Raw genomic sequence first — 19,849 nt, forward strand, 5'->3', positions numbered from 1 at the left:
TTTATTCCATATTTGAGTGTTGCTTGTTCGCGTCGTCGTTAGAAACCTTCAATTTGCGGCTTAACTCTAGACAGATATAATCCAATTGAATGTGCAGCGTTTGATCAAAGAGTGTGCTAAGTAACTGAATTGATTTCCCATTTCCCGTCTTGGTTGCACCGGGAATTACTAAAACTTGTGATGCTAAAGTGCCTAGTGGTGAATCAGCTTTACTAGTGATACCTAAGACGGCCGTCCCTTGCTTGCGAGCTTTCTCAGCTAAGCTGACAATGGTGCTGGTGGTCCCTGAACCGGAGATAGCAACTAGTACATCATCCTTTTGAATTGAAGGGGTGGTTGATTCACCAATGACAAAAGGCGTTAAGCCAATGTGCATCAAGCGCATAGCAAAGCCCTTTCCTTGTAAGCCGCTGCGGCCTTCCCCTAAAACAAAGATTCGTTTACCAGAGCCTAACAATTCAATGGCAGTCTCCACCTCTTGCGGATCGACTTTGTCTAATACGTCCGTAATTTCCTTTAGTATCGTTTGCATGTCATTCATCCAACAAAACCTCCAAATATTTTTCTAGTTCCTTTTGTGGCGCCTCTTTTCCAACAATGGCACTGCCAACAATTGCTATTTCAAGGGGCGTTTCTTTTAACGCCGCCATTGTTTCTAAATTCAAGCCGCCCGCTAGTGCGATGCGTTTGATATGAGGGAAACGTGTGACAAAGCGTTTGACTTCATCTACGACCGAAACTTTCTGATTGCTGTCTTTCGAAAAATGCATCGCGTAGATTGCGTTCTCGAAGTGGGCGATTCGTTCAATCCGTTCCTCGTCACATTCTAATAGATCAATCAGCACTTCCTTTCCAAATTTTTCGGCAACTTGGTAGCAAATTTCTACGGTTTCGTAGGCACCGGCCCCCATAACCGTCAAAATATCAGCACCTGCTTCAAAATACTTGGTGAATTCATACGCTGCTTCATCAATCGTCTTTATATCGACTAATAGTTTGGCAGTACCCTTAAAAGTTTTTGTTTCTGTTACACATTGAAGTCCATAATCTTTACTTAATGAAGTGCCGATTTCGATAATGTCGGCTTGATTCAATTCTTGAACCAATTCCTTGGCACGAGCCAGTGGGACCCGGTCAATAGCGACTTGTAATCTCATGCCGTTGCTCCTTCCTGTGTATGATCTTTGATAAAATCAGCTAGCCGCTCAGGTGTGGGTAAGTTTTCATTATCACTAATATGGCTAACTTGAATTGCGCCAATCGCGTTTGCCCGCTGCAATAAATCTGGCATTGAAAGATTTTCCAAAATACTGGTGATCACGCCTACCGCAAATCCATCGCCGGCACCTACTGTATCGACAACTTCAGCTAGGCGGAAGCCTGGTGCATCCAGTGTGTGGATACCATCTTGCTCTTGCCACATGGCGAAAGCGCCGTTGGGTCCCTTTTTAATAATGACCCCATGAGCACCGAGATCGAGATAAAATTGGGCAATTTGTTCTGGTTCAGTATAGCCAGTTAGGATAAAGCCTTCGCCAATCCCTGGTAAAACAAAATCACATAATGAAGCGATTTCATTTATGCGCGCAACCATTTTTTCTTGTGAGCCCCATAAGACCGGCCGTAAGTTAGGATCAAAGGTGATGAAGCTGCCGGCTTTTTTCGCTTTTAAAATTAATTCCTTAGTTAATTGGAAAGTTTCATCATTAAGCGCCATGAAGATGCCCGTCACATGGAAAACATCCACATCAGAAAAATCGATTTTTGCTAAAACTTCTCTCGTTAACTGAGAAGCTGCCGAGCCTTTACGGAAATACACGACTTCAGGATCGTTTTTTGAATCCTTGTTCTTCAATTGGAAACCAGTCGGGAAATTTTCGTTATATTGCAGATAATTGGTACCTACAGATTCTTGTTTTAAGAAATCACTGATATATTCGCCAAAAGGATCTTGACCTAATTGTGTGATATACTCGATCTCGTGTCCCAAGCGAGATACCCCTACAGAAACATTAACCTCCGCGCCCGCTACAAAGCGCTGAAAAGTCTCTACATCTTTCAATTTACCTTCCGTTTGTGCGACGAACATAGCCATTGGTTCACCGATAGTCAATACTTTACCCACGTTGTTCTGCCTCCTTCATTTTTGCTACTTCACCGGGAATCTGTGCCACGGTCATGGGATATTCTAAAACATATGGAACGGGTAGTCCTAGAAATTTACGCCAATCCAGCGCGCCCTCTTCTAGTAAAGTTGTCTGTTTATCTTGAAGATTCTTCATATGGAAGACGGTGATGTAAGGCTTTAAGGCGTTGAAGGCTTGATAAGGATCTTCCTCCATTACTAACCAATTGCCTAAATCAAAGGTATAGCCAACAGGCAAGCTCTGCTCTTCAATAGCAGTCAAGGCAGCTTTGACAGGACCGTAATGACCGTTTTCTTCAGTTTGATCATTTTCAATCGTCAGGTTTATCTGATAGCTATCTAACAGCGCTGTTAACTCTGACGTTTTCACCTGCGAAATCCCCGTCAAATCGCCAATATTCATTTTGACAGAGCGCACATTTAATTGCTCTGCTTCTCTCAGAAATAATTCGAGATCAGGATGGAGCCCGTTAGTGGTAAACAAAGGTAACGGGATTGAGAGAAACGTTTGCCAGCCTTTATGTTTACCGGTTTCCAAAAACTCTTGAAAAACGGCTTGGCGCTCGTCTTTCGTTTCAGGGAAATATTCGTAGCGCAACTCGATTCCTGCGATAGGAAGATCTAAAGCCGCTACCTGTTGAACAAAATCTTGTTGTGAAAGCTCTTCTTCTAACGAAATAATCGTATTAAGCAATAAATTCATAAACTAAGGAAGACCCCTTTCTATAGTGAATGCCGGATGTGCAGTTCTGACGGAATCTCGATACGCTCCACCGGGATCCCTTCTTGAATTTCAGCTACTAATAGCTCAGCTGCGCGTAACCCAATTTGATGCGGGTTTTGGTGAATCGTGGTAATACCTGGTGGCACTAGTTCAGCCCAGAACCAATCATCAAAACCAGAGACACCGCAGTCTTTCGGAATTTCTAAACCTAAGCGTTTTAAAGTTGCCACGACTTCGTATAAGGCATTACCGTTTGCCGCGAAGAACGCAGTTTTTTCTTTAAGAGGATGTGCCGCTAGATAGGCTTCTAATGAGTATCCCTTTTGTGTCAGCTCCACTAAATCTAAGGGAATATTTTGGGTCATCGCCTCGACGCGCATCCCATCATACCGCTCAACCCGCGGACTAATATTTTCAATTGGTTCTGAAACATGGATGATTCGTTGATAACCTAGCTGAATGATATGGTTAGCTAGCTCTTTTGTTACCTGGTAATTATTGGATTGAACCGTTGTCCAGTGACTGTTAACTAAGGAGCGGTCAATTAAGATCGTTGGGATTGCGGCATCTTGTAACAGTTTGAAATCTTCGATATTCGTTGAAACAGGTTGAAGTAAAATACCATCAATATTTTGATCTAATAATTTCTGTAATGCTTTTTGTTCTGCTTTCTTTGAATTGTTGGTATTCATGATTAAGATTTGATAGTCTGTACCTTCCAAGGCATCCTGTACGGACTTAATAAGATAAGCAGAGTATAGATTTTCGATATCGGCGACTAAAAGACCTAGCAGATAACTCTTTTTAGATTTGAGATACTGTGCTTGTTTACTAGGACGGTAGCCGACTTCTTCAATAATTGCTTTAATTTTTGCTTTCGTTTTGAGGGACATATTGCCATATTTGCCGTTTAAGTAACGAGAAACCGTCGTTTTAGAGACCCCGGCGCGAGTGGCGATGTCCTGAATCGTCAAATTTTCTTTCATAGATTTACCTCTTTTTCGCTTTTAGGGAACCGGTTAACTAGATTGTAAGCGCTAACTACAAAAATGTCAATAACGTTTGTCATTTTTATAGAATTATCTCTATTTTTTTGGCTTTTCGTGAAACTGTTCGCCGAACTTGGATAGAATCATTAGAACTGCTGCTAGGAGTAAAATGGAGAGTGCAAGTAACAAGGTTTGTGTACCCTTTTCATGAATCACTAGTAATTGTCGTAAGATAGCGGTCATGCTGATGAGAATCAGGTAGCGGATAGGAATGTGGTGTCCTTCTTGAATATAGCGTACCAGCATAATCACAAACTCAAACAACATGAAGAATGACGTGATTTCTTGCATCACAGTAGAAAAGTTTTGTGGGTTTACCGGCATAAAAACGAGTCCGACTAAATCATACAGATGACGAATCATATAAAAGATGACAATGACGGCTAAGGTTCCTAAGATGATATCCAGCACGACGTTTATTACACGTTTATAAAAACTAAAATGCATCACAACTCCCTCCTTTTTCTCTAAGATAGCAGAAAAACGAGCGTAATGAAAGCGCTTTTTGGTTTACCGGTTAACTTTTTTTGCAAAAAAACCGTTTCTTCAGCTAGACAGTCGAAGAAACGGTTTTACTTCTATTTTGTTTGATGGGTCTTTCTAATAAAGCTCAGCTAGCTGTTCCGCCAGTTGTTCCAAGTAATGTTGATCTGTGGCATCGTAAGCATGAGTCTGGCTGTGGTCTAAATCAATGACGCCAATCAAACGTTCTCCTTTTACGATGGGGACTACGATTTCAGACATTGCTGCGGAATCACAGGCTATATAATTGGCATGCTGTTTTACATCATCAACTATTATTGTTTGACGTTTTTCAGCAGATTCTCCGCAAACGCCCTTCCCCATCCTGATTCGTGTACAAGAAACGCGGCCTTGAAACGGTCCTAATATTAGCTCCTCACCATCATATAAATAGAAACCAGTGAAAACAGAGCCTGGTAAGGTTTCATTCAAAAGTGCGGAGCTGTTGGCTAAAGCAGCAATTGGATCTTTTTCCAAATCCAGTAATCCTGCCTGTTGCTGAAGCATCAATTCGTATGTTGCTTGTTTATCCATCTACGTCCTCTCCCTTAACCGCTAATAATGCTTTAGTATAGTAGAAAGTTTCCCAAATAGCTAGTGTCATTTTACAGCTTCGTGACATTTCTCGCTAGAAAACGATTACTTTGAATATTTTGTAATAATTCTAGGTTTTTTGTAAAAATGGCAACGTAACTTTAACGCCCCTTTTACATAAATTGACATCAAAATATGGTTTAATACATCTCGTACCTCTTTTTGAAAGGAAGATGATGATTGAAACAATCGTTAATTAAAAATACAGTCACAGTCGCTGCTTTAAGTGCAGCTTTATTTATGGGCGGTCAATCCTTGGCTGCTACAAAAGAGGATGTTACCTCTCAAAAAGCAACAATCGAAAAAATTAGTCAAAAAATCGAGACTACTACTACTACCGCAAAGAAACTCGAAGCGGCCATAGAAAAAGTAAAAGATGAGAATCAAGCTTTAGCATTGCAACTTTCAGAGGAAAATCAAAAATTGGCTAACCTAAAAGAATTAGGTGCGGAAGATGTTCAGCCCCTCTCGCCATTGACGGTTACACCGCTAACTGCGGTCACTACAACCAATGATTCATTGAACAGCCTGACCCTTACTGTTGAGAAATTGGCGCATGATTTGGAGCAAAAGCAAGATGATGAAAAAGAACTTTCGAAGGAAAAAGACAAAAATGAGGCAACGCAAAAAGAGTTAGACGAACAGAAAGCGGCTGCCCAAGCAACTTTAAATGAGCTTGAAGAAGCGGTAAAAGAAGCACAAGCTGAGGAACAAGCACTAAAGGAAACAACAGGTGGCAACAGTGCCCCTAGTATCGCCGCAAATTATTTAGGAACGCCTTATGTTTGGGGCGGTACGACTCCTAGTGGCTTTGACTGCTCTGGTTTAGTCCAATATGTGTTTAATCAGATGGGCATCAGCGTAGGCCGGACTACCACTGATCAAGAAAGTGCCGGCACGTCAGTTTCGATGGACGCACTTCAAGCGGGTGATTTATTATTCTGGGGTTCACCTGGCGCTAGCTACCACGTCGCAATCTATGTAGGAAATGGTGAATATATTCATGCACCAGTTCCAGGCGATGTCGTAAAATACGATACAATTAGTGGCTATACGCCTTCTTTTGCAATTCGCGTTTAATAGTCGCCTGATCTAGATAGAAAAAAAGAGATGCCGTGATTGGCATCTCTTTTTTTTAGTCATGCAATTTTCCCCAAAAGCCTAAACCATAATAAAGAATCACACCAGCTGAAGCGCCAGCAATCAATAAAGCAAAGCCGCTATTGACTAAGACAGGCATTACTTGTGAGCTGACTAGTATAGTGTAGATAGCAATGAGGATTGCGCCTACGATTAGAGTTCCGAAAATCGAAACCATCATCATAAAGTTTCCACCCCCGCGGTTAAACAACTGTGAGGTGTTGGTCCAATTCAAGGTTAAATGTTTGTAATCTCGGGCGAAAAACCGCAAACTTCCTAGATAACTCCCTAAAAGGTCCCCGAGGACGAGTGCCACCACGAGGATGACAGGGACTTTCAATACGAGTCCGCCTACAAGGAGCAACGTGGCCGTAATAAGCGCTTGAAGACTGAAACTAAAGATAAACTTCGCCTTTAAGTATTCCTTGAAGGAAATCGGCAAGGAGCGCATAAAATAGAAATTCTGCCGGTCAAGGGAAATAATGTTTGCGACGATGGCTGTTTGATTCAGCGACATCAGGCTAAAGCAGATACCTCCCAACAGAAAAACACCAAAGTAGCGTTGATCCAATTGACTGAAATCCAACAGGCCATTTAATGCAAAGCTCAATACCATTACGACTGGTAATAAAATCGTAGAGGAGAAAATTTGCATCAACAACGACGGATCTTTGATTAGACTAAAATTGTAGCGCCACAACTGACGTTTAAAGCTTTCATTTCGATAATGCTTTCGGGTAGTTGGGGTTGGCGCTTCTCCCTGTTCCTGTTCGTAGAGACGTGGAATCACCCGTTTTTGGACTACTAATAATACCCCTACTAGTAAGATGATTAGTACCGCAAGACTCACTAGTGCTTGCCAGCTGAGCGGCGCAGTCAATATTTTATATAGTGGATAAAACGGCCACAGAATCATTTGATCATGGATTGTCATACCATAGCTACCTGATTGCTGGCTATTTAGATATAAGATTCCCCCTACCATCCCCACGGAAGGAATCAACATCAGTAGAGTGGTTACGACTTTCTTGTGACGTACAAATAAATTAGTTTGCGTCAGACCAAAGACAATAAGGGCACAAAGGGCAGTTAAAAAAACGGCAAAAAGAGCAAATAATACGATTGCCACCGGAATCCCTAACAGTGAACCACTTCTAATGGTGGTTAAGAGAAATAACACGAGAATCGGTAAGGCAAAAGGCAAAATCGTCATTGCGACAATCATAAATTTTGCGAGAAAGACACTTTTTTGCTGGAACGGTAATGGCAGATAATTAGTTAGGTCTTTACTCTCATAGAACAAATTGAAAATTGAGGTGACGCTTTGCGCAAAGGTCATTATAGTGAAGAGTGCCACGTAATAAGTGAAATAGCCTGGCAGGCGTGTGAAGTCTAACAGCATCATCATGCCACCATATATCACCATGAACATGATACTCAAAGCGACATATTGAAAAAGGATGGTGCGCGTGATGGCCTTTCCGGATTTCCCTTTTTGGCGCTGCTGTTGCGTCACCTGCGGATTGGCATACAGTAAGTTGGTTTGCAGTAATACCCGGAGTTGCTTATTCATGGGACTCACCTTCTAAAGCAGTAATGGCTTGTTGGTCCGCTTGGCGTCCGACCATTTTCAAATAGATTGTCTCTAATGACTCATTGGGAGCTGTTTCAAGTAAGTCAGCGACTGAGCCCTTGTAAATCAATTCACCCTTTTTCAAAATTGCCAGCTCGTCACAAAGCTGTTGAGCAGTATCTAAAACGTGAGTGGAGAAAATCACGGTCTTCCCTTTTTCAGCATGAGCTTTCATCAAGCTTTTTAAATCAAAAGAAGCTTGTGGATCTAATCCTTGTAAAGGCTCATCTAAAATCCAAATATCTGGGTCTGGCAGGAGCGCACCGATAATGACGGTTTTTTGTCGCATCCCATGCGAGAAACTCTCAATGACGCCGTCTTCTTTGCCTTGCATATCAAATAGGCCAATCAGTTCTTCTAAACGCGTCTCTTTATGGTCGGCTGTTAAATCATAAGCCGCAGCAATCAGCTCCCAATATTCCCGAGCTGTCAGCTGTAAAAACATATCAGGTGAATCAGGTACATAGCCAATCCGGCGTTTAATTGCTAGGCGGTCTTCGCTAAGTGGCTTCCCATCAAAGAGAATTGTCCCAGAAGTAGGTTCAATGATACTAACCAGACTTTTGATTGTCGTGGACTTCCCTGCCCCATTATGTCCCAAAAACCCAAAAATTTCGCCAGATTTTATTGTCAAATTTAGATCAGCTAAGGCAGCCTGCTGCCCGTATTCTTTGCGTAAATGTTGTAATTCAATCATGAAAACCCCTCCTTAGTACCTTTATACAGGAAAGAAGGGGTTGATACAATCGATTAGGGAATTTTCATGAAAAAATGCGAAATTGCATAAGCTGGAATCGCTATTTTAGCGCTTTTAAAACGATGAAGCTGCCCTCTCTACTATCTATACGCTGAGCAGCTTGCTGAAATTGACGGTCATTTCTAGGCAGATCAATTTCCATCAACCAGACTTTCTGATTTGTTAAAGGCGTGCCAATCACAGTGTTCACGGTATCAAAGTATTGTCGTTTTAGCTGATTAGCTAAAATGACTGTTTCACTAAGTTCTGGATGTTGTGAGGATAGCCGTTGCAGTTGGCGAATGGTGCCGTTCAATACCGCATTCTCGATTATCTTTTCTTGAATGATTTTGATAGGTCTCATCATGAGTCCTCCTTTGGCTAATAATTAAGTCAATTAAGAGAAATCACTTTCAGCTGCAAGATTATCGTCATCCTTTCTGAACGTTCTATACCAATCATAACAGGTTTTATTATAAAAGCAAAAAAGCTCCTTTATTCAAAGAATTCTCCATCTGAATAGCCAGCTACCATACTCGATTGGTAGTTGGTTAGATTTTACGGAGAGTTTCAGTCTATGGCTACTTATTGCGATTTTAAGCACTGGCATCAAAAAAACTGCCGAATTCCAGCGAATTCGACAGTTTACTCAATGATTCGTTTGGTTACCCCTAATTGTTTTGGGAGGATTGCTAATTTCTTCATACTAAGATAGCCTAAAACGATTTGGGATATGGCGAGGCCTAATAGCCAAAACTCGGTCACATAAAAGGTGCTTAATAACATACGCTCAACACCTAACCAAATCATTAGAACAATCCCTAACCCCACAGAAATATAGGGATAAAACCACCAATTCAGTGCGTCAATGGCAGCGGCCAATAGATTACCAATCCCTAAAATAGAAAATAACAATAGACCTGGTAACAGATGATCCTGAAACGGCTCCATCATAAAAGTCGTATCGACGATTTGGCTCCACTGTCCGGCTGGATCTAAAATAGCAGCAAGACCTCCGTAAATGGCGATGGTGGCAACAATCAGATGAAGACACCCTTGAAATAACCTCATTTTATTATTCATATAATTTCACCCTTTGCTAATCATAATCTAATTATACAATGAAAGTGTGAAATTGGGAATCAAAATAACTTTATTAAGTGTTTTTTTATTCAAAGGTGCTTTTCTGGTTCATTAATTTGCTAAATGGAATTGACCAGCGCTTTCGAAAGTTTCGGCCAACATCAATAAGGTTCGTTCCTGACCCTTCCCTGCCTGTAATTGGATTCCAATTGGTAACCCGATGTCTGTCAAACCTGTTGGCAGACTAATGGCAGGTTCGCCTGTTAAGTTGGCTAATTGCGTGTAAGGCGAGTATGCCAAGCTAGGTGCGAACATCTGATAGACTAACTCATCCAGCTCTGGAAGACGCATGTCATCTGCAGCTAATAAGGTTTCTTTGGGAATTTTAACTAAATCCTCCCCTATTTTAGGTGCATGTTGAGCCGTGGTTGGCGATAAAATCACATCGTATTCCGTAAAGAGTGTTTCCATCACGGCACTACTTTGATCCCACAAGGCTAATGCTTTGAGATAGTCAGTTGCTGGGATTTGTTTCCCATAGGCGTTTAAAACCCAAGACATCGGCTCGATATTTTCTTTAGTGACTGGCCCCATGGTTTGGCCAATTGCTTCAAACATCCCTCGCATCTCAGCCCCGTTCATTAGATAGTAGCTACGAATCAAGGCATCGCCATCAACAGGATAAGAAATCTCTTCTACTTGATGCCCTTGTTTTTCTAGGAAAGTAGCAGCTTCTCGTGTGACGCGAATGGCGTCTTCTGAAACAACGGTTTGTACTGGCGATGTCGTATAGAAACCAATTTTCAACTGCTTTTTGACAGGTGCGTTAAAATCCAGCAGGGGCGTTTGGTAAGCCGCAGGTGCTTGAACGACCTGCATAGCTTCTAGTAAGCGGCTAGTATCGCGTACAGAAGTTGTCATGGCGAAGGCAATTGCAGCACCTTGCCAGCTACGCCAAGTACCTGGTCCAACAGGCATACGGCCACGGGTTGGTTTCAAACCAATCAAGCCGGTAAAAGAGGCTGGTATTCGTATTGAGCCGCCACCGTCGCTAGCAGCCGCAATCGGGAAGATCCCAGCTGCTACGAGGGCCGCAGCACCTCCACTAGAGCCTCCAGGGCTGAAGGTGGTATTCCAAGGATTTTTAGCTGCGCCATACAAAAGTGGTGCCGTTGTATTTTGTAAGCCAAATTCAGGGGTATTACTCTGTCCAGCTGGATAAAACCCGGATTGCTGCAGTTGTCGGACAAAATAATCAGTTTCGCTGGCACGACTATGAGACAGCCAACGGGAGCCCATCGTATTGGACCACCCTTTTTTATCTTGACCTAATATTTTTAAAGGAATCGGTAATCCCGCAAATGGCTTTGACCAATCTTGCGGCGCTTGTGCGGCTTTGACAGCCGCCGCTTCGTCAAAATCCACCAAACCATTGATTTCAGGATTTCGTTCTTTGATTTTCTGAATCGTCTCTTCTAAAAATTCCAATGGTGATAATTTTTTTGCTTTCATCTGCTGGTGCCAAAAAGTTGCATCTTGCATCGTCATCCCTCCTACCTTTATTATACCCGAATTTGATAGATTCCTCTGTTTAAGCTATTTGATTTTTCAAAATCGCTTTTGTTTGCTATGGTGGAAGTAGTGAAGGAAAGAGGCGAGACATTATGGCAATTGATATTCCGATGTTATTGATGATTTTTGTGGTAAACTTTGCGTACATTACCCTAAATACGATCCGTTTTATGCTAACGATGAAGGGCTATCGCCTATTAGCGCCATTAGTCAGTATGGCAGAAATCACGATTTATGTTTTAGGTCTTTCCATGGTTTTGAATCGCCTGGACAATCCAATCAACTTAGTTGTTTATGCATTAGGCTATGCTGTTGGGATCTCAGTGGGCATAAAGATTGAAGACAAGCTGGCATTAGGCTACATCATGGTAACTGTAATTCTGCCTCAGACGACAGAAGAACGAAATATGCCGCGAATTTTACGAGAAAATGGCTACGGCGTTACGGTCTCTCATGCGGAAGGACGCGAAGGCGAACGTTTAGTGATGGAAATCCTGTCCCCGCGAAAAAGTGAACGCACACTTTATAAACTGATTCAGGACCTAGATAGCAAAGCCTTCATTATTTCTTATGAGCCCAAATTCATCTCAGGTGGTTTTTGGACAAAGAAAGTTCGGCGCCGCCGACAAGAAAATAATGTAGGACAATAACAAAAAAAGTCTGATCTTGTCTATTAAATATCGACAGGAACAGGTTTTTTTGTTATGATGATTCAGTAAACGCTTTATTATAAAATAACAATATTAGTATAATAAATTAAGGAGTGTTCATGGAGACTGTGAAACGAATTCACGCAGCTCATTGGCGCTATGCTGGCTTTTCAGGGATTTTGGCGCTAATACTGCTACTTTGTCATTTGTTTTTTGAGAGTCATTTGATGACTATCAGCCCCTTGACTCATGTATTATCAGATTTAGATCCAGTACGTTTTGGGCGCCCTAACTCCCCAACGCTTTTGGCTAAGGCTTACGGAGTGGTTGCGACACTTTTTTCTATCAATTTCTATTTCTATTTTCGCGAAAGTATGCCGGGGCTATTTCGTGATGGCGCGCGTCTTTTTGCGATCATGCAGGTACTTGTCTTTATCGTTCTTGGGCTGACGGAATTTAATCATGGCTACCTATTGCTAGATGTTTTGTATATGCTGATTACCGGCTGTGTCGTTCTATTGGCCACCACTGCATTCTTTCTCTTTACCTGTGCCTCTCTTGACCGCTCTTTTGGTTGGTTCGGTAAGTTTGCGGCAATTGGATTAGCCGGTATGATTATTGGCACGCTGCTGACTATTCTCGCTCCCCTCACCTCTTTGGTGTTTGCTGAGCAGATTAATCTCTTCACGGTAATCATTTTTAACGCCATTATGGGTGTCTTCCAATTAACCTATCCAATAGAAAAAGAGATGTGCTAGTCCTGTTATTAGCACATCTCTTTTTAATTTAGTTTTCCATCCACATTTCACGGATGATACCGTTTGTGTAGACTTTGTATAAGGATTCAATTTTCTTCGGTGTTTCAACTTTCGTTGCGACAACTAAGTAAAAATAGCCGTTATGGTCATGATCTAGTTCTCCGACTAGTTTAAAAGTCAGTTCCTGTTGAACGCGATCATGCTGATGCAAATGATCCAAGGCCTGATGAGGAGTTTGGATCACATTATGACGCATCATCCAGTCAATAATGATGGGCACCACTGTCGCAGCTTCTGTTTTTTCCTGTAAGCGAATCGCGTGGATCAACTCACCATCCGCGTAGTGTTCACCGTCAAAACCGGCATCAGTCAATTGCTTACGAGCTTCTGCTAACTTTTCTTGTGAAACAAAAGAAATCACTTTTGCTTCTTCACGAATTTTTTTAATTTTTGCTGGCGTTGCCATTAGAGTAACTGATTTTTTATTTTCCATTTTCCCCATCCTTTTTTCTCTTTCTGTAATAATATTATCATTTTATTTTAATATTAGCAATGAAAATGTATAATTTTTTGCCGATTTTTTTGTTTTTATTACAGAAATTAAAGAACGATAGTTTTTAAGAACAGTAACTATAAAGACTTATGTTACGGTAGTTTTAGACATTGTTGTTGTTATATCAAGAACGAAAACATCCAAATACAAATAAAAACAGGTGTTTTAATAAACACCTGTTAATTATTAGAATAATCTAATGCCACAAAAAATCTTTAATGGCTTTATCGACTTGTGAATTTTCATGGAGTGCAGAGTGTCCAGCGGCCTCACCCTTGATCAAAAGTGGTGTGTAGTCAACGTCTTCTTCTAGTAGAAAATCTAAAGCAAAACTACTATGGAATGAGACACTGCCGTCAGAATCCGTGCCGTCCTCCAAATCTCCTGCGATATTGAGAACCCGTAAATCAGGACTTAAATGTTTCATCTTTTCATCAAAATATTCATAAATCGGTGCCTCATCTTCAGGACCTGCTTCGGTCAGCTCATAGGCAAAGATTTCTTCCGTATCCTCCGATACCTCTAAATCGTTGAAAGGCGCGGCGATACTTACAAAAGAGACCGTTTCCGGTACAATCCGATTATAGTACTCGACTAAGTAACGTAATACAGAAACACCACCCATAGAATGAGCCACAAAATTTACTTTTTCAACACCTAAGCTGTCCAGATACTCCATGACTGTCAGGATAGCTAAACTTTGCTGCAGCTCATCCATCTGATTGTCAGCAAATAGGACTTGAATCATAGGATTCTTTCCCTGCAGCTTTCCTTCTACCACCAACTCGTCGTTTTCTTTGACTTCGATCACCATGGCTTTTTCGGCCACGCCATCGGCCTCAAAACGGCTGATCATTCTTCCAAAAGAATAACGATTCCCTTCGTATCCTGGAATAAACAGGGTAGGAATTCCGACGGTTGTTTTTGTCGTCTGATCAGGCTCCCCCAGCGTTTTGAAATCCCATAGAAAGGCACCTAACAGACAGGCTACTAGAATAAGTACCATACTTATCAGCCAAAATTTATTTTTCTTCATCTACTCTACTTCCTATTCCTTATTCTGATGGTATCAACCAATCTAGGATGGTCGCGTCATGTGCTGCGACAAAGTGCCGTAACTGCTGGTCCAATCGCGCGAAGGTATAAAAAGCATTTTCTGCAGCAGGCGATTCTGCTGTTGATAGAGGGAATGGTTGAATTTCCAAGTGAGCATCCATGGTTAAAGCATCCCAAAAGATAGAGGGGCGCTTAGGTATTCTTCCCTTTTGGTAAGTTGGTAATACTTTTTCAATTTGCCGCATGAAATAGTGTGGATCCACATCTCCCAGTAAATCATATAACGTCTGGTTTGGGCGTTTTTCCTGAGCAAGCTGTTGAAAATAAATTGGAATGTTGGGTTCATCTGTTTCAGGTCCTATATATACCCAAGTCAAATTGTCAGAATGAAGCTCAGCAAGTCCGTAACGTGTTTGCATAAAGGCTGCCGCTGGTGAATCATCAGCTACTGCGAAGAAATAATCTTGGATTGTCTCTTGTAGCTTTAGAAGACTAGCTAAATCAAGATTAGGCTCACTTTTAACTAAAGGAACTTCCTTGTAGAGAGGAAATGCTAGCTGATAGCGACGCTCAGCACGCTGGACTAACCCTGCTTGGACTAGCGTATCAAGGTAGTGATCAAAGCCCTTTTGGTCAAATTGGCTCTTTAATTCTCTTAAAGTAGCAGCCGGCTTTTCCAATAGATAATCCGTTACTTTCTCAAAAAGCGGGTGTGCTAAGAGCCGTTGATAGTTGGGACTGGCATAGATTTTCACGCCTGCTCCCCCCACTCCTCATTAAACTCGGCCAAAAAGCGAACCATCCGATCGTGGCGGATAGTTGCTAAGCGGTGACCTTCAGGTGTATTCATCATATCTTTCAATTTTAGCAATTTTTCATCGAAGTGATCCAACACCACGTTGGTCCGTTGATAGCTGGTCGATTCTGTTACCTCTTGACTGGGTTTGACAAACAAATGACCTTTGCTGCCGCCATAATAAAAGACACGGCCAATCCCAATAGCCCCAATTGCATCTAAGCGGTCAGCGTCCTGAACGATTTGCGCTTCTTTGGTTAGCTGCCAATTTTGACCGACACTTTTTGAAAAAGAAGTTTTCGTCACAACTTCCCATAAAATATGTTGTTGTGTTTCTGTCAGCGCTAAGTCCGCTAACAAAGCCGTAAAATCAGACTTAGCTTGCGCTGCATCAGCGACAAGTTTATCATCAAGCGCCTCATGGATAATCGCACCTAGTACGACAGCCTCATTATCGACTGTTTCGGTTGCGGCAATTTGTTTGGCGTGATGGACTACCCGGCGAATGTGATCCAATGAGTGACCAGAAGTATCATTGGCCAACTGCTTTTCCGTATAAGCCCAAGCTTGTTCTTGTTTATTCAAAGTAAACGCTCCTTCAATGATAAAAACCGGAATATCCGCTAGCTCAGGGACATTCCGGCAGTAATCAGGTATTATTCAGCAAATGCTTCTGTTAGTGGTGGTACGACTTGCTTTTTGCGGGAAACAACGCCTGGTAAAGCCGCGCGGTTGTTCACTAATGTGATACCGAAGGCTTTTTCGACTTTGTCTAAGTCACTACCAATTGCTAGCAGTTCAGAATCAGACGTTAAAATGTTGGTTACGACGAATAAGAAGAGGTCGTAGCCCTTCGCTGCATTTTCAGCCTGCATAGTAGTTTCTAATTCCGTTTGACGCGTCATTACTTCATCAATATCAACTGTATTGACTTGGCCGATCCGGACATTTTTACTGCCCATTGGGAAACTTTTAGCATCCATATCTAATAATTCGAAGGTTGTGCGGCTAGCAAGGTTGGTACCAGCTTTTAATAAGTCTAAACCATAGCCCTCTAAGTCGACTTCCGCGATATCCGCTAATTCCTTCGCGGCATCAATGTCTTCTTGCGTGCAAGTTGGTGATTTGAACAACAAGGTATCTGAAACAATAGCTGAAAGCATCATCCCAGCGATTGGTTTGGGCACGACAATGTTATTTTCTTTGTACAGTTTCAAAACAATCGTGCTGGTACAGCCAACTGGTTCGGCACGGTAATACAAAGGATCAGCCGTTTCGAAGTTGGCGATACGGTGATGGTCAACAACTGCTAAAATCGATACTTCTGCAATATCAGAGGCGCTTTGTTGAAATTCGTTATGGTCCACTAGCATGACTTTATCTGTTTCTGGTTTCACGCTTTCAATAATTCGTGGTGCTTCAACTTCAAAGTAGTCTAAAGCGTATTGCGTTTCTTCATTAGGGCGTCCTAAAGCAACTGCTTCTGTATCTTTCCCTAACTCCTTTTGTAAATAAGCGAATGAAATGGCAGCGCCAATCGCATCCGTATCTGGATTTTGATGTCCGAAAACAAAGATTTTTGACATAATAACTCCTCCTCGATGTGATTCTCACCCTTTATCATAACAAAAAAAAGGAAAAGAGCAATGATTTTTCGCTCTTTTCCTTTTGAAATTAACGGTTCAAATAGCCGCGATAATCGTTAACATGCAACAGATTTTTCGCGTTAGTCACGCGGTCTTCTGTGGGTGGTTCGATACCTTCTAGCGGGTATTTTAGCCCCATCGTATCCCATTTGTATTTACCCATTGTGTGATAAGGCAAGATTTCTACTTTATCAACGTTGTCTAACGTTTTGATGAAGTCATCTAAACGAACCAGGTATTCGTCATAATCACTACGTTCAGGAACGAGGACGTGGCGAATCCAAACAGGTTTGCCAATTTTAGATAAATATTCGGCCATTTGTAAGATATTATCATTTGATTGCGTCGTCAACAGCTTGTGTTGCGCATTGTCAATATGTTTGATATCGAACAACAACAAATCAGTATACTGCATCAATTCTTCAAACTTACTGAAGAAGGGTTCTTCATAAGTGAAAGGTTTCCCGCAAGTATCAATGGTTGTATGAACACCTTCAGCCTTAGCTTTTTGGAAGAGCTCGATCAAGAAGTCCAACTGTAACAGCGGTTCGCCGCCACTGACTGTGATACCACCCTTTTCGCCCCAATACTCACGATATTTCAATGCTTCTTCTAATACATCATCAGTAGTTCTTGGTGTGCCAGTGCCGATTTTCCAAGTATCCGGATTATGGCAAAATTGGCAGCGCATGCGGCAGCCTTGTGTAAAAACGATAAAGCGGATCCCTGGTCCATCTACGGAGCCAAAGCTTTCCGTTGAGTGGATATAGCCTAGTGTAGGTTCTGTCATTTGGATCTTCTCCTTTGATATATATGATCAGAGTCGAGCTCTGGTAGCAGATGTTGCGAGAAAAAGAGCGAATGGAACTAAGTCCATCCGCCCACCATTTGTAACGAGATTACATAGATTCGTGCATAGTACGTTTGATTACGTCATCTTGTTGTTCTTTCGTCAACTTGATGAAGTTAACTGCGTAACCAGAAACACGGATTGTTAATTGAGGATATTTTTCTGGATGAGCTTGTGCATCCAATAAAGTGTCACGGTTGAATACGTTGATATTCAAGTGGTGACCACCTTTTTTAGCATATCCATCAAGCATTGTTGCTAAGTTTTCTTCTTGTGTATCCATATCGCGACCTAAAGCTTTAGGTACGATTGAGAATGTGTTAGAAATACCATCTAATGAGTAGTCATATGGTAATTTCGCAACAGAAGAAAGACTTGCTAAAGCGCCATGGCTGTCGCGGCCGTGCATTGGGTTAGCACCTGGTGCGAATGGTTCGCCAGCGCGACGTCCGTCTGGTGTGTTACCAGTTTTCTTACCATAAACAACGTTAGAAGTAATCGTAAGGATTGAAGTCGTATGTTTAGAGTTACGGTAAGTTTTGTTGCGTTTAACTTTTGTCATGAATGTTTTCAATAATGTAACAGCGATATCGTCTACACGGTCGTCGTTGTTACCATATTTAGGATAGTCGCCTTCGATTTCGTAATCTTCAACGATACCATTTTCATCACGGATTGTACGAACTTTAGCGTATTTAATAGCTGATAAAGAGTCAACTGCTACTGAGAAGCCAGCGATACCAGTTGCCATCGTGCGCAAGATATCAGTATCTTGTAAAGCCATTTCGATACGTTCGTATGAATATTTGTCGTGCATGTAGTGGATGATGTTTAGAGTGTTCACGTAAAGTTCAGTGATCCAGTCCATCATAGTGTCATATTTAGCCAATACTTCATCGTATTCTAGATATTCAGAAGTGATTGGTTGATATTTAGGTCCGACTTGGGCTTTAGATTTTTCATCTACCCCACCGTTGATCGCGTATAACAAAGTTTTAGCTAAGTTAGCACGAGCGCCGAAGAATTGCATTTGTTTACCAATACGCATAGCAGATACACAACATGCGATTCCGTAATCGTCGCCCCAATGAGGACGCATTACATCGTCATTTTCGTATTGGATAGCAGATGTTTGGATACTCATTTTCGCACAGAAAGTTTTGAAGTTGTGTGGTAAACGAGTTGACCAAAGAACTGTCAAGTTTGGTTCTGGAGCTGGTCCTAAGTTTGCTAATGTGTGTAAGAAACGGAAGCTGTTTTTAGTAACCATGTGACGTCCGTCTTCACCAACACCGGCGATTGATTCTGTAACCCAAGTTGGGTCGCCAGAGAATAATGCATTGTAATCAGGTGTCCGTGCAAATTTAACCAAACGTAGTTTCATTACGAAGTGGTCCACGATTTCTTGTGCTTCGTCTTCAGAAATCACGCCGCTAGCTAAGTCGCGTTCAACGTAGATATCTAAGAAAGTAGAAGTACGTCCTAGAGACATTGCCGCACCATTTTGTTCTTTGATGGCAGCCAAGTAACCTAGGTATAACCATTGGAAAGCTTCTTTTGCGTTAGCAGCTGGTTGAGAAATATCGAAACCATAAATGTTTCCTAATTCTTTCAATTCAGCTAAAGCACGAATTTGTTCATTTAATTCTTCACGTTGGCGGATAATGTCTTCTGACATTGTACCGTTACCGCAGTTTGCTAAGTCGTTTTTCTTTTCTTTAATTAGGTAATCTACCCCATAAAGAGCGACACGACGGTAGTCACCGATGATCCGGCCACGGCCGTAAGCATCTGGTAAACCTGTGATAACACCTGAACGACGCGCAGCGCGCATTTCTGGTGTGTATGCATCAAATACCCCTTGGTTATGGGTTTTACGGTAATCGCGGAAGATGTGAGAAACTTCAGAGTCGATTTCGTAGCCATAAGCTTCAGCAGCTTGTTCAGACATACGGATACCACCAAATGGTTGTAAGCTACGTTTGAAAGGTTTCTCAGTTTGGAAACCAACGACAGTTTCTAAATCTTTGTTCAAGTAGCCAGGGCCATGTGAAGTGATTGTAGATACAACTTTTGTATCCATGTCTAAGACGCCGCCAGCTTCACGTTCTTGTGTGTTCAATTCCATTACTTGGTCCCACAATTGAGTTGTTGCTTCAGTTGGGCCAGCCAAGAAAGAGTCATCACCATCATATGGTGTGTAGTTTGCTTGAATAAAGTCGCGTACGTTTACTTCTTCTTTCCAAGCTTTGCCTTTAAATCCATTCCATTGTTCCATTTAATGGACCCTCCTTAATTGATATGATTTCTCATATGTAACAGCTTTACGGGACAAGTATAA

General features: G+C 41.8%; 22 protein-coding genes. 3 read left to right on the top strand and 19 right to left on the bottom strand.

What is annotated here, in order from left to right; genetic code table 11:
• Position 1: 1 nt before the first annotated feature.
• The 7 genes from hxlB to msrC form a co-directional block, all read right to left on the bottom strand.
• Positions 2-541 (bottom strand): 6-phospho-3-hexuloisomerase, encoded by a 540-nt coding sequence (hxlB, locus tag ECA01S_RS00695; protein WP_067389573.1) that lies wholly within the window; start codon positions 539-541, stop codon positions 2-4.
• Complete coding sequence (locus tag ECA01S_RS00700) at positions 534-1,157, bottom strand: orotidine 5'-phosphate decarboxylase / HUMPS family protein (protein ID WP_067389576.1); 624 nt, start codon at positions 1,155-1,157, stop codon at positions 534-536. Before ECA01S_RS00700 ends, hxlB begins: the two co-directional genes overlap by 8 nt.
• Positions 1,154-2,125 carry a sugar kinase gene (locus tag ECA01S_RS00705; protein WP_067389579.1) on the bottom strand — a complete coding sequence of 324 codons (972 nt, stop codon included), beginning with the start codon at positions 2,123-2,125 and terminating at the stop codon, positions 1,154-1,156. The genes ECA01S_RS00700 and ECA01S_RS00705 overlap by 4 nt, the downstream gene beginning before the upstream one ends.
• A complete protein-coding gene (locus ECA01S_RS00710) occupies positions 2,118-2,849 on the bottom strand; it encodes a sugar phosphate isomerase/epimerase family protein (RefSeq protein WP_067389582.1) in 732 nt (243 codons plus the stop codon). The genes ECA01S_RS00705 and ECA01S_RS00710 overlap by 8 nt, the downstream gene beginning before the upstream one ends.
• Before the next feature lie 20 nt (positions 2,850-2,869).
• Positions 2,870-3,856 carry a LacI family DNA-binding transcriptional regulator gene (locus ECA01S_RS00715; protein WP_067389585.1) on the bottom strand — a complete coding sequence of 329 codons (987 nt, stop codon included), beginning with the start codon at positions 3,854-3,856 and terminating at the stop codon, positions 2,870-2,872.
• Between the two features lie 99 nt (positions 3,857-3,955).
• Complete coding sequence (psiE, locus tag ECA01S_RS00720) at positions 3,956-4,366, bottom strand: phosphate-starvation-inducible protein PsiE (RefSeq protein WP_071858920.1); 411 nt, start codon at positions 4,364-4,366, stop codon at positions 3,956-3,958.
• 153 nt (positions 4,367-4,519) lie between these two features.
• Positions 4,520-4,975, bottom strand: coding sequence for a free L-methionine (R)-S-oxide reductase MsrC (msrC, locus tag ECA01S_RS00725; protein ID WP_067389590.1), 456 nt, complete (start codon positions 4,973-4,975; stop codon positions 4,520-4,522).
• Between the two features lie 240 nt (positions 4,976-5,215).
• Between msrC and ECA01S_RS00730 the strand changes: the two genes are divergently transcribed.
• The gene (locus tag ECA01S_RS00730) at positions 5,216-6,115 is read left to right on the top strand and encodes a C40 family peptidase (RefSeq protein WP_067389592.1); all 900 of its coding nucleotides are present in this window, start codon (positions 5,216-5,218) and stop codon (positions 6,113-6,115) included.
• Between the two features lie 55 nt (positions 6,116-6,170).
• On the opposite strand, the gene ECA01S_RS00735 is transcribed toward ECA01S_RS00730, so the two are convergent.
• The 5 genes from ECA01S_RS00735 to ECA01S_RS00755 all read right to left on the bottom strand — a co-directional run bounded on the left by ECA01S_RS00735 (position 6,171) and on the right by ECA01S_RS00755 (position 11,169).
• On the bottom strand, positions 6,171-7,748 hold the full coding sequence (locus ECA01S_RS00735) for a hypothetical protein (protein WP_067389594.1): 1,578 nt from the start codon (positions 7,746-7,748) through the stop codon (positions 6,171-6,173).
• The gene (locus tag ECA01S_RS00740) at positions 7,741-8,505 is read right to left on the bottom strand and encodes an ABC transporter ATP-binding protein (protein ID WP_067389596.1); all 765 of its coding nucleotides are present in this window, start codon (positions 8,503-8,505) and stop codon (positions 7,741-7,743) included. The genes ECA01S_RS00735 and ECA01S_RS00740 overlap by 8 nt, the downstream gene beginning before the upstream one ends.
• Positions 8,506-8,605: 100 nt before the next feature.
• Positions 8,606-8,908 carry a hypothetical protein gene (locus ECA01S_RS00745; RefSeq protein ID WP_067389599.1) on the bottom strand — a complete coding sequence of 101 codons (303 nt, stop codon included), beginning with the start codon at positions 8,906-8,908 and terminating at the stop codon, positions 8,606-8,608.
• A 281-nt stretch (positions 8,909-9,189) separates the two neighbouring features.
• The gene (locus tag ECA01S_RS00750) at positions 9,190-9,615 is read right to left on the bottom strand and encodes a hypothetical protein (RefSeq protein ID WP_217994731.1); all 426 of its coding nucleotides are present in this window, start codon (positions 9,613-9,615) and stop codon (positions 9,190-9,192) included.
• A 123-nt stretch (positions 9,616-9,738) separates the two neighbouring features.
• On the bottom strand, positions 9,739-11,169 hold the full coding sequence (locus ECA01S_RS00755; protein ID WP_067389606.1) for an amidase family protein: 1,431 nt from the start codon (positions 11,167-11,169) through the stop codon (positions 9,739-9,741).
• A 122-nt stretch (positions 11,170-11,291) separates the two neighbouring features.
• Between ECA01S_RS00755 and ECA01S_RS00760 the strand changes: the two genes are divergently transcribed.
• Together ECA01S_RS00760 and ECA01S_RS00765 are read left to right on the top strand one after the other, a co-directional pair.
• On the top strand, positions 11,292-11,849 hold the full coding sequence (locus tag ECA01S_RS00760) for a DUF2179 domain-containing protein (RefSeq protein WP_067389609.1): 558 nt from the start codon (positions 11,292-11,294) through the stop codon (positions 11,847-11,849).
• A gap of 119 nt (positions 11,850-11,968) precedes the next feature.
• A complete protein-coding gene (locus tag ECA01S_RS00765; protein WP_067389612.1) occupies positions 11,969-12,607 on the top strand; it encodes a hypothetical protein in 639 nt (212 codons plus the stop codon).
• 28 nt (positions 12,608-12,635) lie between these two features.
• Here ECA01S_RS00765 and ECA01S_RS00770 read toward each other — a convergent pair whose 3' ends face one another.
• The 7 genes from ECA01S_RS00770 to pflB form a co-directional block, all read right to left on the bottom strand.
• Positions 12,636-13,100: a hypothetical protein gene (locus ECA01S_RS00770; RefSeq protein ID WP_143139557.1), complete on the bottom strand. Its 465-nt coding sequence runs from the start codon at positions 13,098-13,100 to the stop codon at positions 12,636-12,638.
• Between the two features lie 256 nt (positions 13,101-13,356).
• The gene (locus ECA01S_RS00775) at positions 13,357-14,196 is read right to left on the bottom strand and encodes an alpha/beta hydrolase (RefSeq protein ID WP_067389618.1); all 840 of its coding nucleotides are present in this window, start codon (positions 14,194-14,196) and stop codon (positions 13,357-13,359) included.
• 19 nt (positions 14,197-14,215) lie between these two features.
• Entirely contained in the window at positions 14,216-14,971 is a 756-nt protein-coding gene (locus ECA01S_RS00780) for a DUF1803 domain-containing protein (protein ID WP_067389621.1), read from the bottom strand.
• Positions 14,968-15,597 (bottom strand): HD domain-containing protein, encoded by a 630-nt coding sequence (locus ECA01S_RS00785; protein ID WP_067389625.1) that lies wholly within the window; start codon positions 15,595-15,597, stop codon positions 14,968-14,970. Before ECA01S_RS00785 ends, ECA01S_RS00780 begins: the two co-directional genes overlap by 4 nt.
• Before the next feature lie 71 nt (positions 15,598-15,668).
• The gene (locus ECA01S_RS00790) at positions 15,669-16,598 is read right to left on the bottom strand and encodes a manganese-dependent inorganic pyrophosphatase (RefSeq protein ID WP_067389628.1); all 930 of its coding nucleotides are present in this window, start codon (positions 16,596-16,598) and stop codon (positions 15,669-15,671) included.
• 88 nt (positions 16,599-16,686) lie between these two features.
• Complete coding sequence (gene pflA, locus ECA01S_RS00795; RefSeq protein ID WP_067389630.1) at positions 16,687-17,448, bottom strand: pyruvate formate-lyase-activating protein; 762 nt, start codon at positions 17,446-17,448, stop codon at positions 16,687-16,689.
• A 109-nt stretch (positions 17,449-17,557) separates the two neighbouring features.
• The gene (gene pflB / locus ECA01S_RS00800) at positions 17,558-19,786 is read right to left on the bottom strand and encodes a formate C-acetyltransferase (protein ID WP_067389633.1); all 2,229 of its coding nucleotides are present in this window, start codon (positions 19,784-19,786) and stop codon (positions 17,558-17,560) included.
• Between the last annotated feature and the right edge of the window lie 63 nt (positions 19,787-19,849).

The sequence above is a fragment of the Enterococcus canis NBRC 100695 genome (assembly GCF_001544375.1).
Taxonomy (GTDB): Bacteria; Bacillota; Bacilli; order Lactobacillales; family Enterococcaceae; genus Enterococcus_H; species Enterococcus_H canis.

Excerpts from the sequence above, each read along its gene's own strand:
- pflB (WP_067389633.1), bottom strand. The coding sequence starts at position 19,786 with ATGGAACAATGGAATGGATTTAAAGGCAAAGCTTGGAAAGAAGAAGTA.
- ECA01S_RS00710 (WP_067389582.1), bottom strand. The coding sequence starts at position 2,849 with ATGAATTTATTGCTTAATACGATTATTTCGTTAGAAGAAGAGCTTTCA.
- ECA01S_RS00770 (WP_143139557.1), bottom strand. The coding sequence starts at position 13,100 with ATGGAAAATAAAAAATCAGTTACTCTAATGGCAACGCCAGCAAAAATT.
- ECA01S_RS00790 (WP_067389628.1), bottom strand. The coding sequence starts at position 16,598 with ATGTCAAAAATCTTTGTTTTCGGACATCAAAATCCAGATACGGATGCG.
- ECA01S_RS00700 (WP_067389576.1), bottom strand. The coding sequence starts at position 1,157 with ATGAGATTACAAGTCGCTATTGACCGGGTCCCACTGGCTCGTGCCAAG.
- ECA01S_RS00760 (WP_067389609.1), top strand. The coding sequence starts at position 11,292 with ATGGCAATTGATATTCCGATGTTATTGATGATTTTTGTGGTAAACTTT.
- ECA01S_RS00715 (WP_067389585.1), bottom strand. The coding sequence starts at position 3,856 with ATGAAAGAAAATTTGACGATTCAGGACATCGCCACTCGCGCCGGGGTC.
- psiE (WP_071858920.1), bottom strand. The coding sequence starts at position 4,366 with ATGCATTTTAGTTTTTATAAACGTGTAATAAACGTCGTGCTGGATATC.
- ECA01S_RS00765 (WP_067389612.1), top strand. The coding sequence starts at position 11,969 with ATGGAGACTGTGAAACGAATTCACGCAGCTCATTGGCGCTATGCTGGC.
- ECA01S_RS00745 (WP_067389599.1), bottom strand. The coding sequence starts at position 8,908 with ATGAGACCTATCAAAATCATTCAAGAAAAGATAATCGAGAATGCGGTA.
- ECA01S_RS00735 (WP_067389594.1), bottom strand. The coding sequence starts at position 7,748 with ATGAATAAGCAACTCCGGGTATTACTGCAAACCAACTTACTGTATGCC.
- ECA01S_RS00755 (WP_067389606.1), bottom strand. The coding sequence starts at position 11,169 with ATGCAAGATGCAACTTTTTGGCACCAGCAGATGAAAGCAAAAAAATTA.
- ECA01S_RS00740 (WP_067389596.1), bottom strand. The coding sequence starts at position 8,505 with ATGATTGAATTACAACATTTACGCAAAGAATACGGGCAGCAGGCTGCC.
- hxlB (WP_067389573.1), bottom strand. The coding sequence starts at position 541 with ATGAATGACATGCAAACGATACTAAAGGAAATTACGGACGTATTAGAC.
- pflA (WP_067389630.1), bottom strand. The coding sequence starts at position 17,448 with ATGACAGAACCTACACTAGGCTATATCCACTCAACGGAAAGCTTTGGC.
- msrC (WP_067389590.1), bottom strand. The coding sequence starts at position 4,975 with ATGGATAAACAAGCAACATACGAATTGATGCTTCAGCAACAGGCAGGA.
- ECA01S_RS00750 (WP_217994731.1), bottom strand. The coding sequence starts at position 9,615 with ATGAGGTTATTTCAAGGGTGTCTTCATCTGATTGTTGCCACCATCGCC.
- ECA01S_RS00775 (WP_067389618.1), bottom strand. The coding sequence starts at position 14,196 with ATGAAGAAAAATAAATTTTGGCTGATAAGTATGGTACTTATTCTAGTA.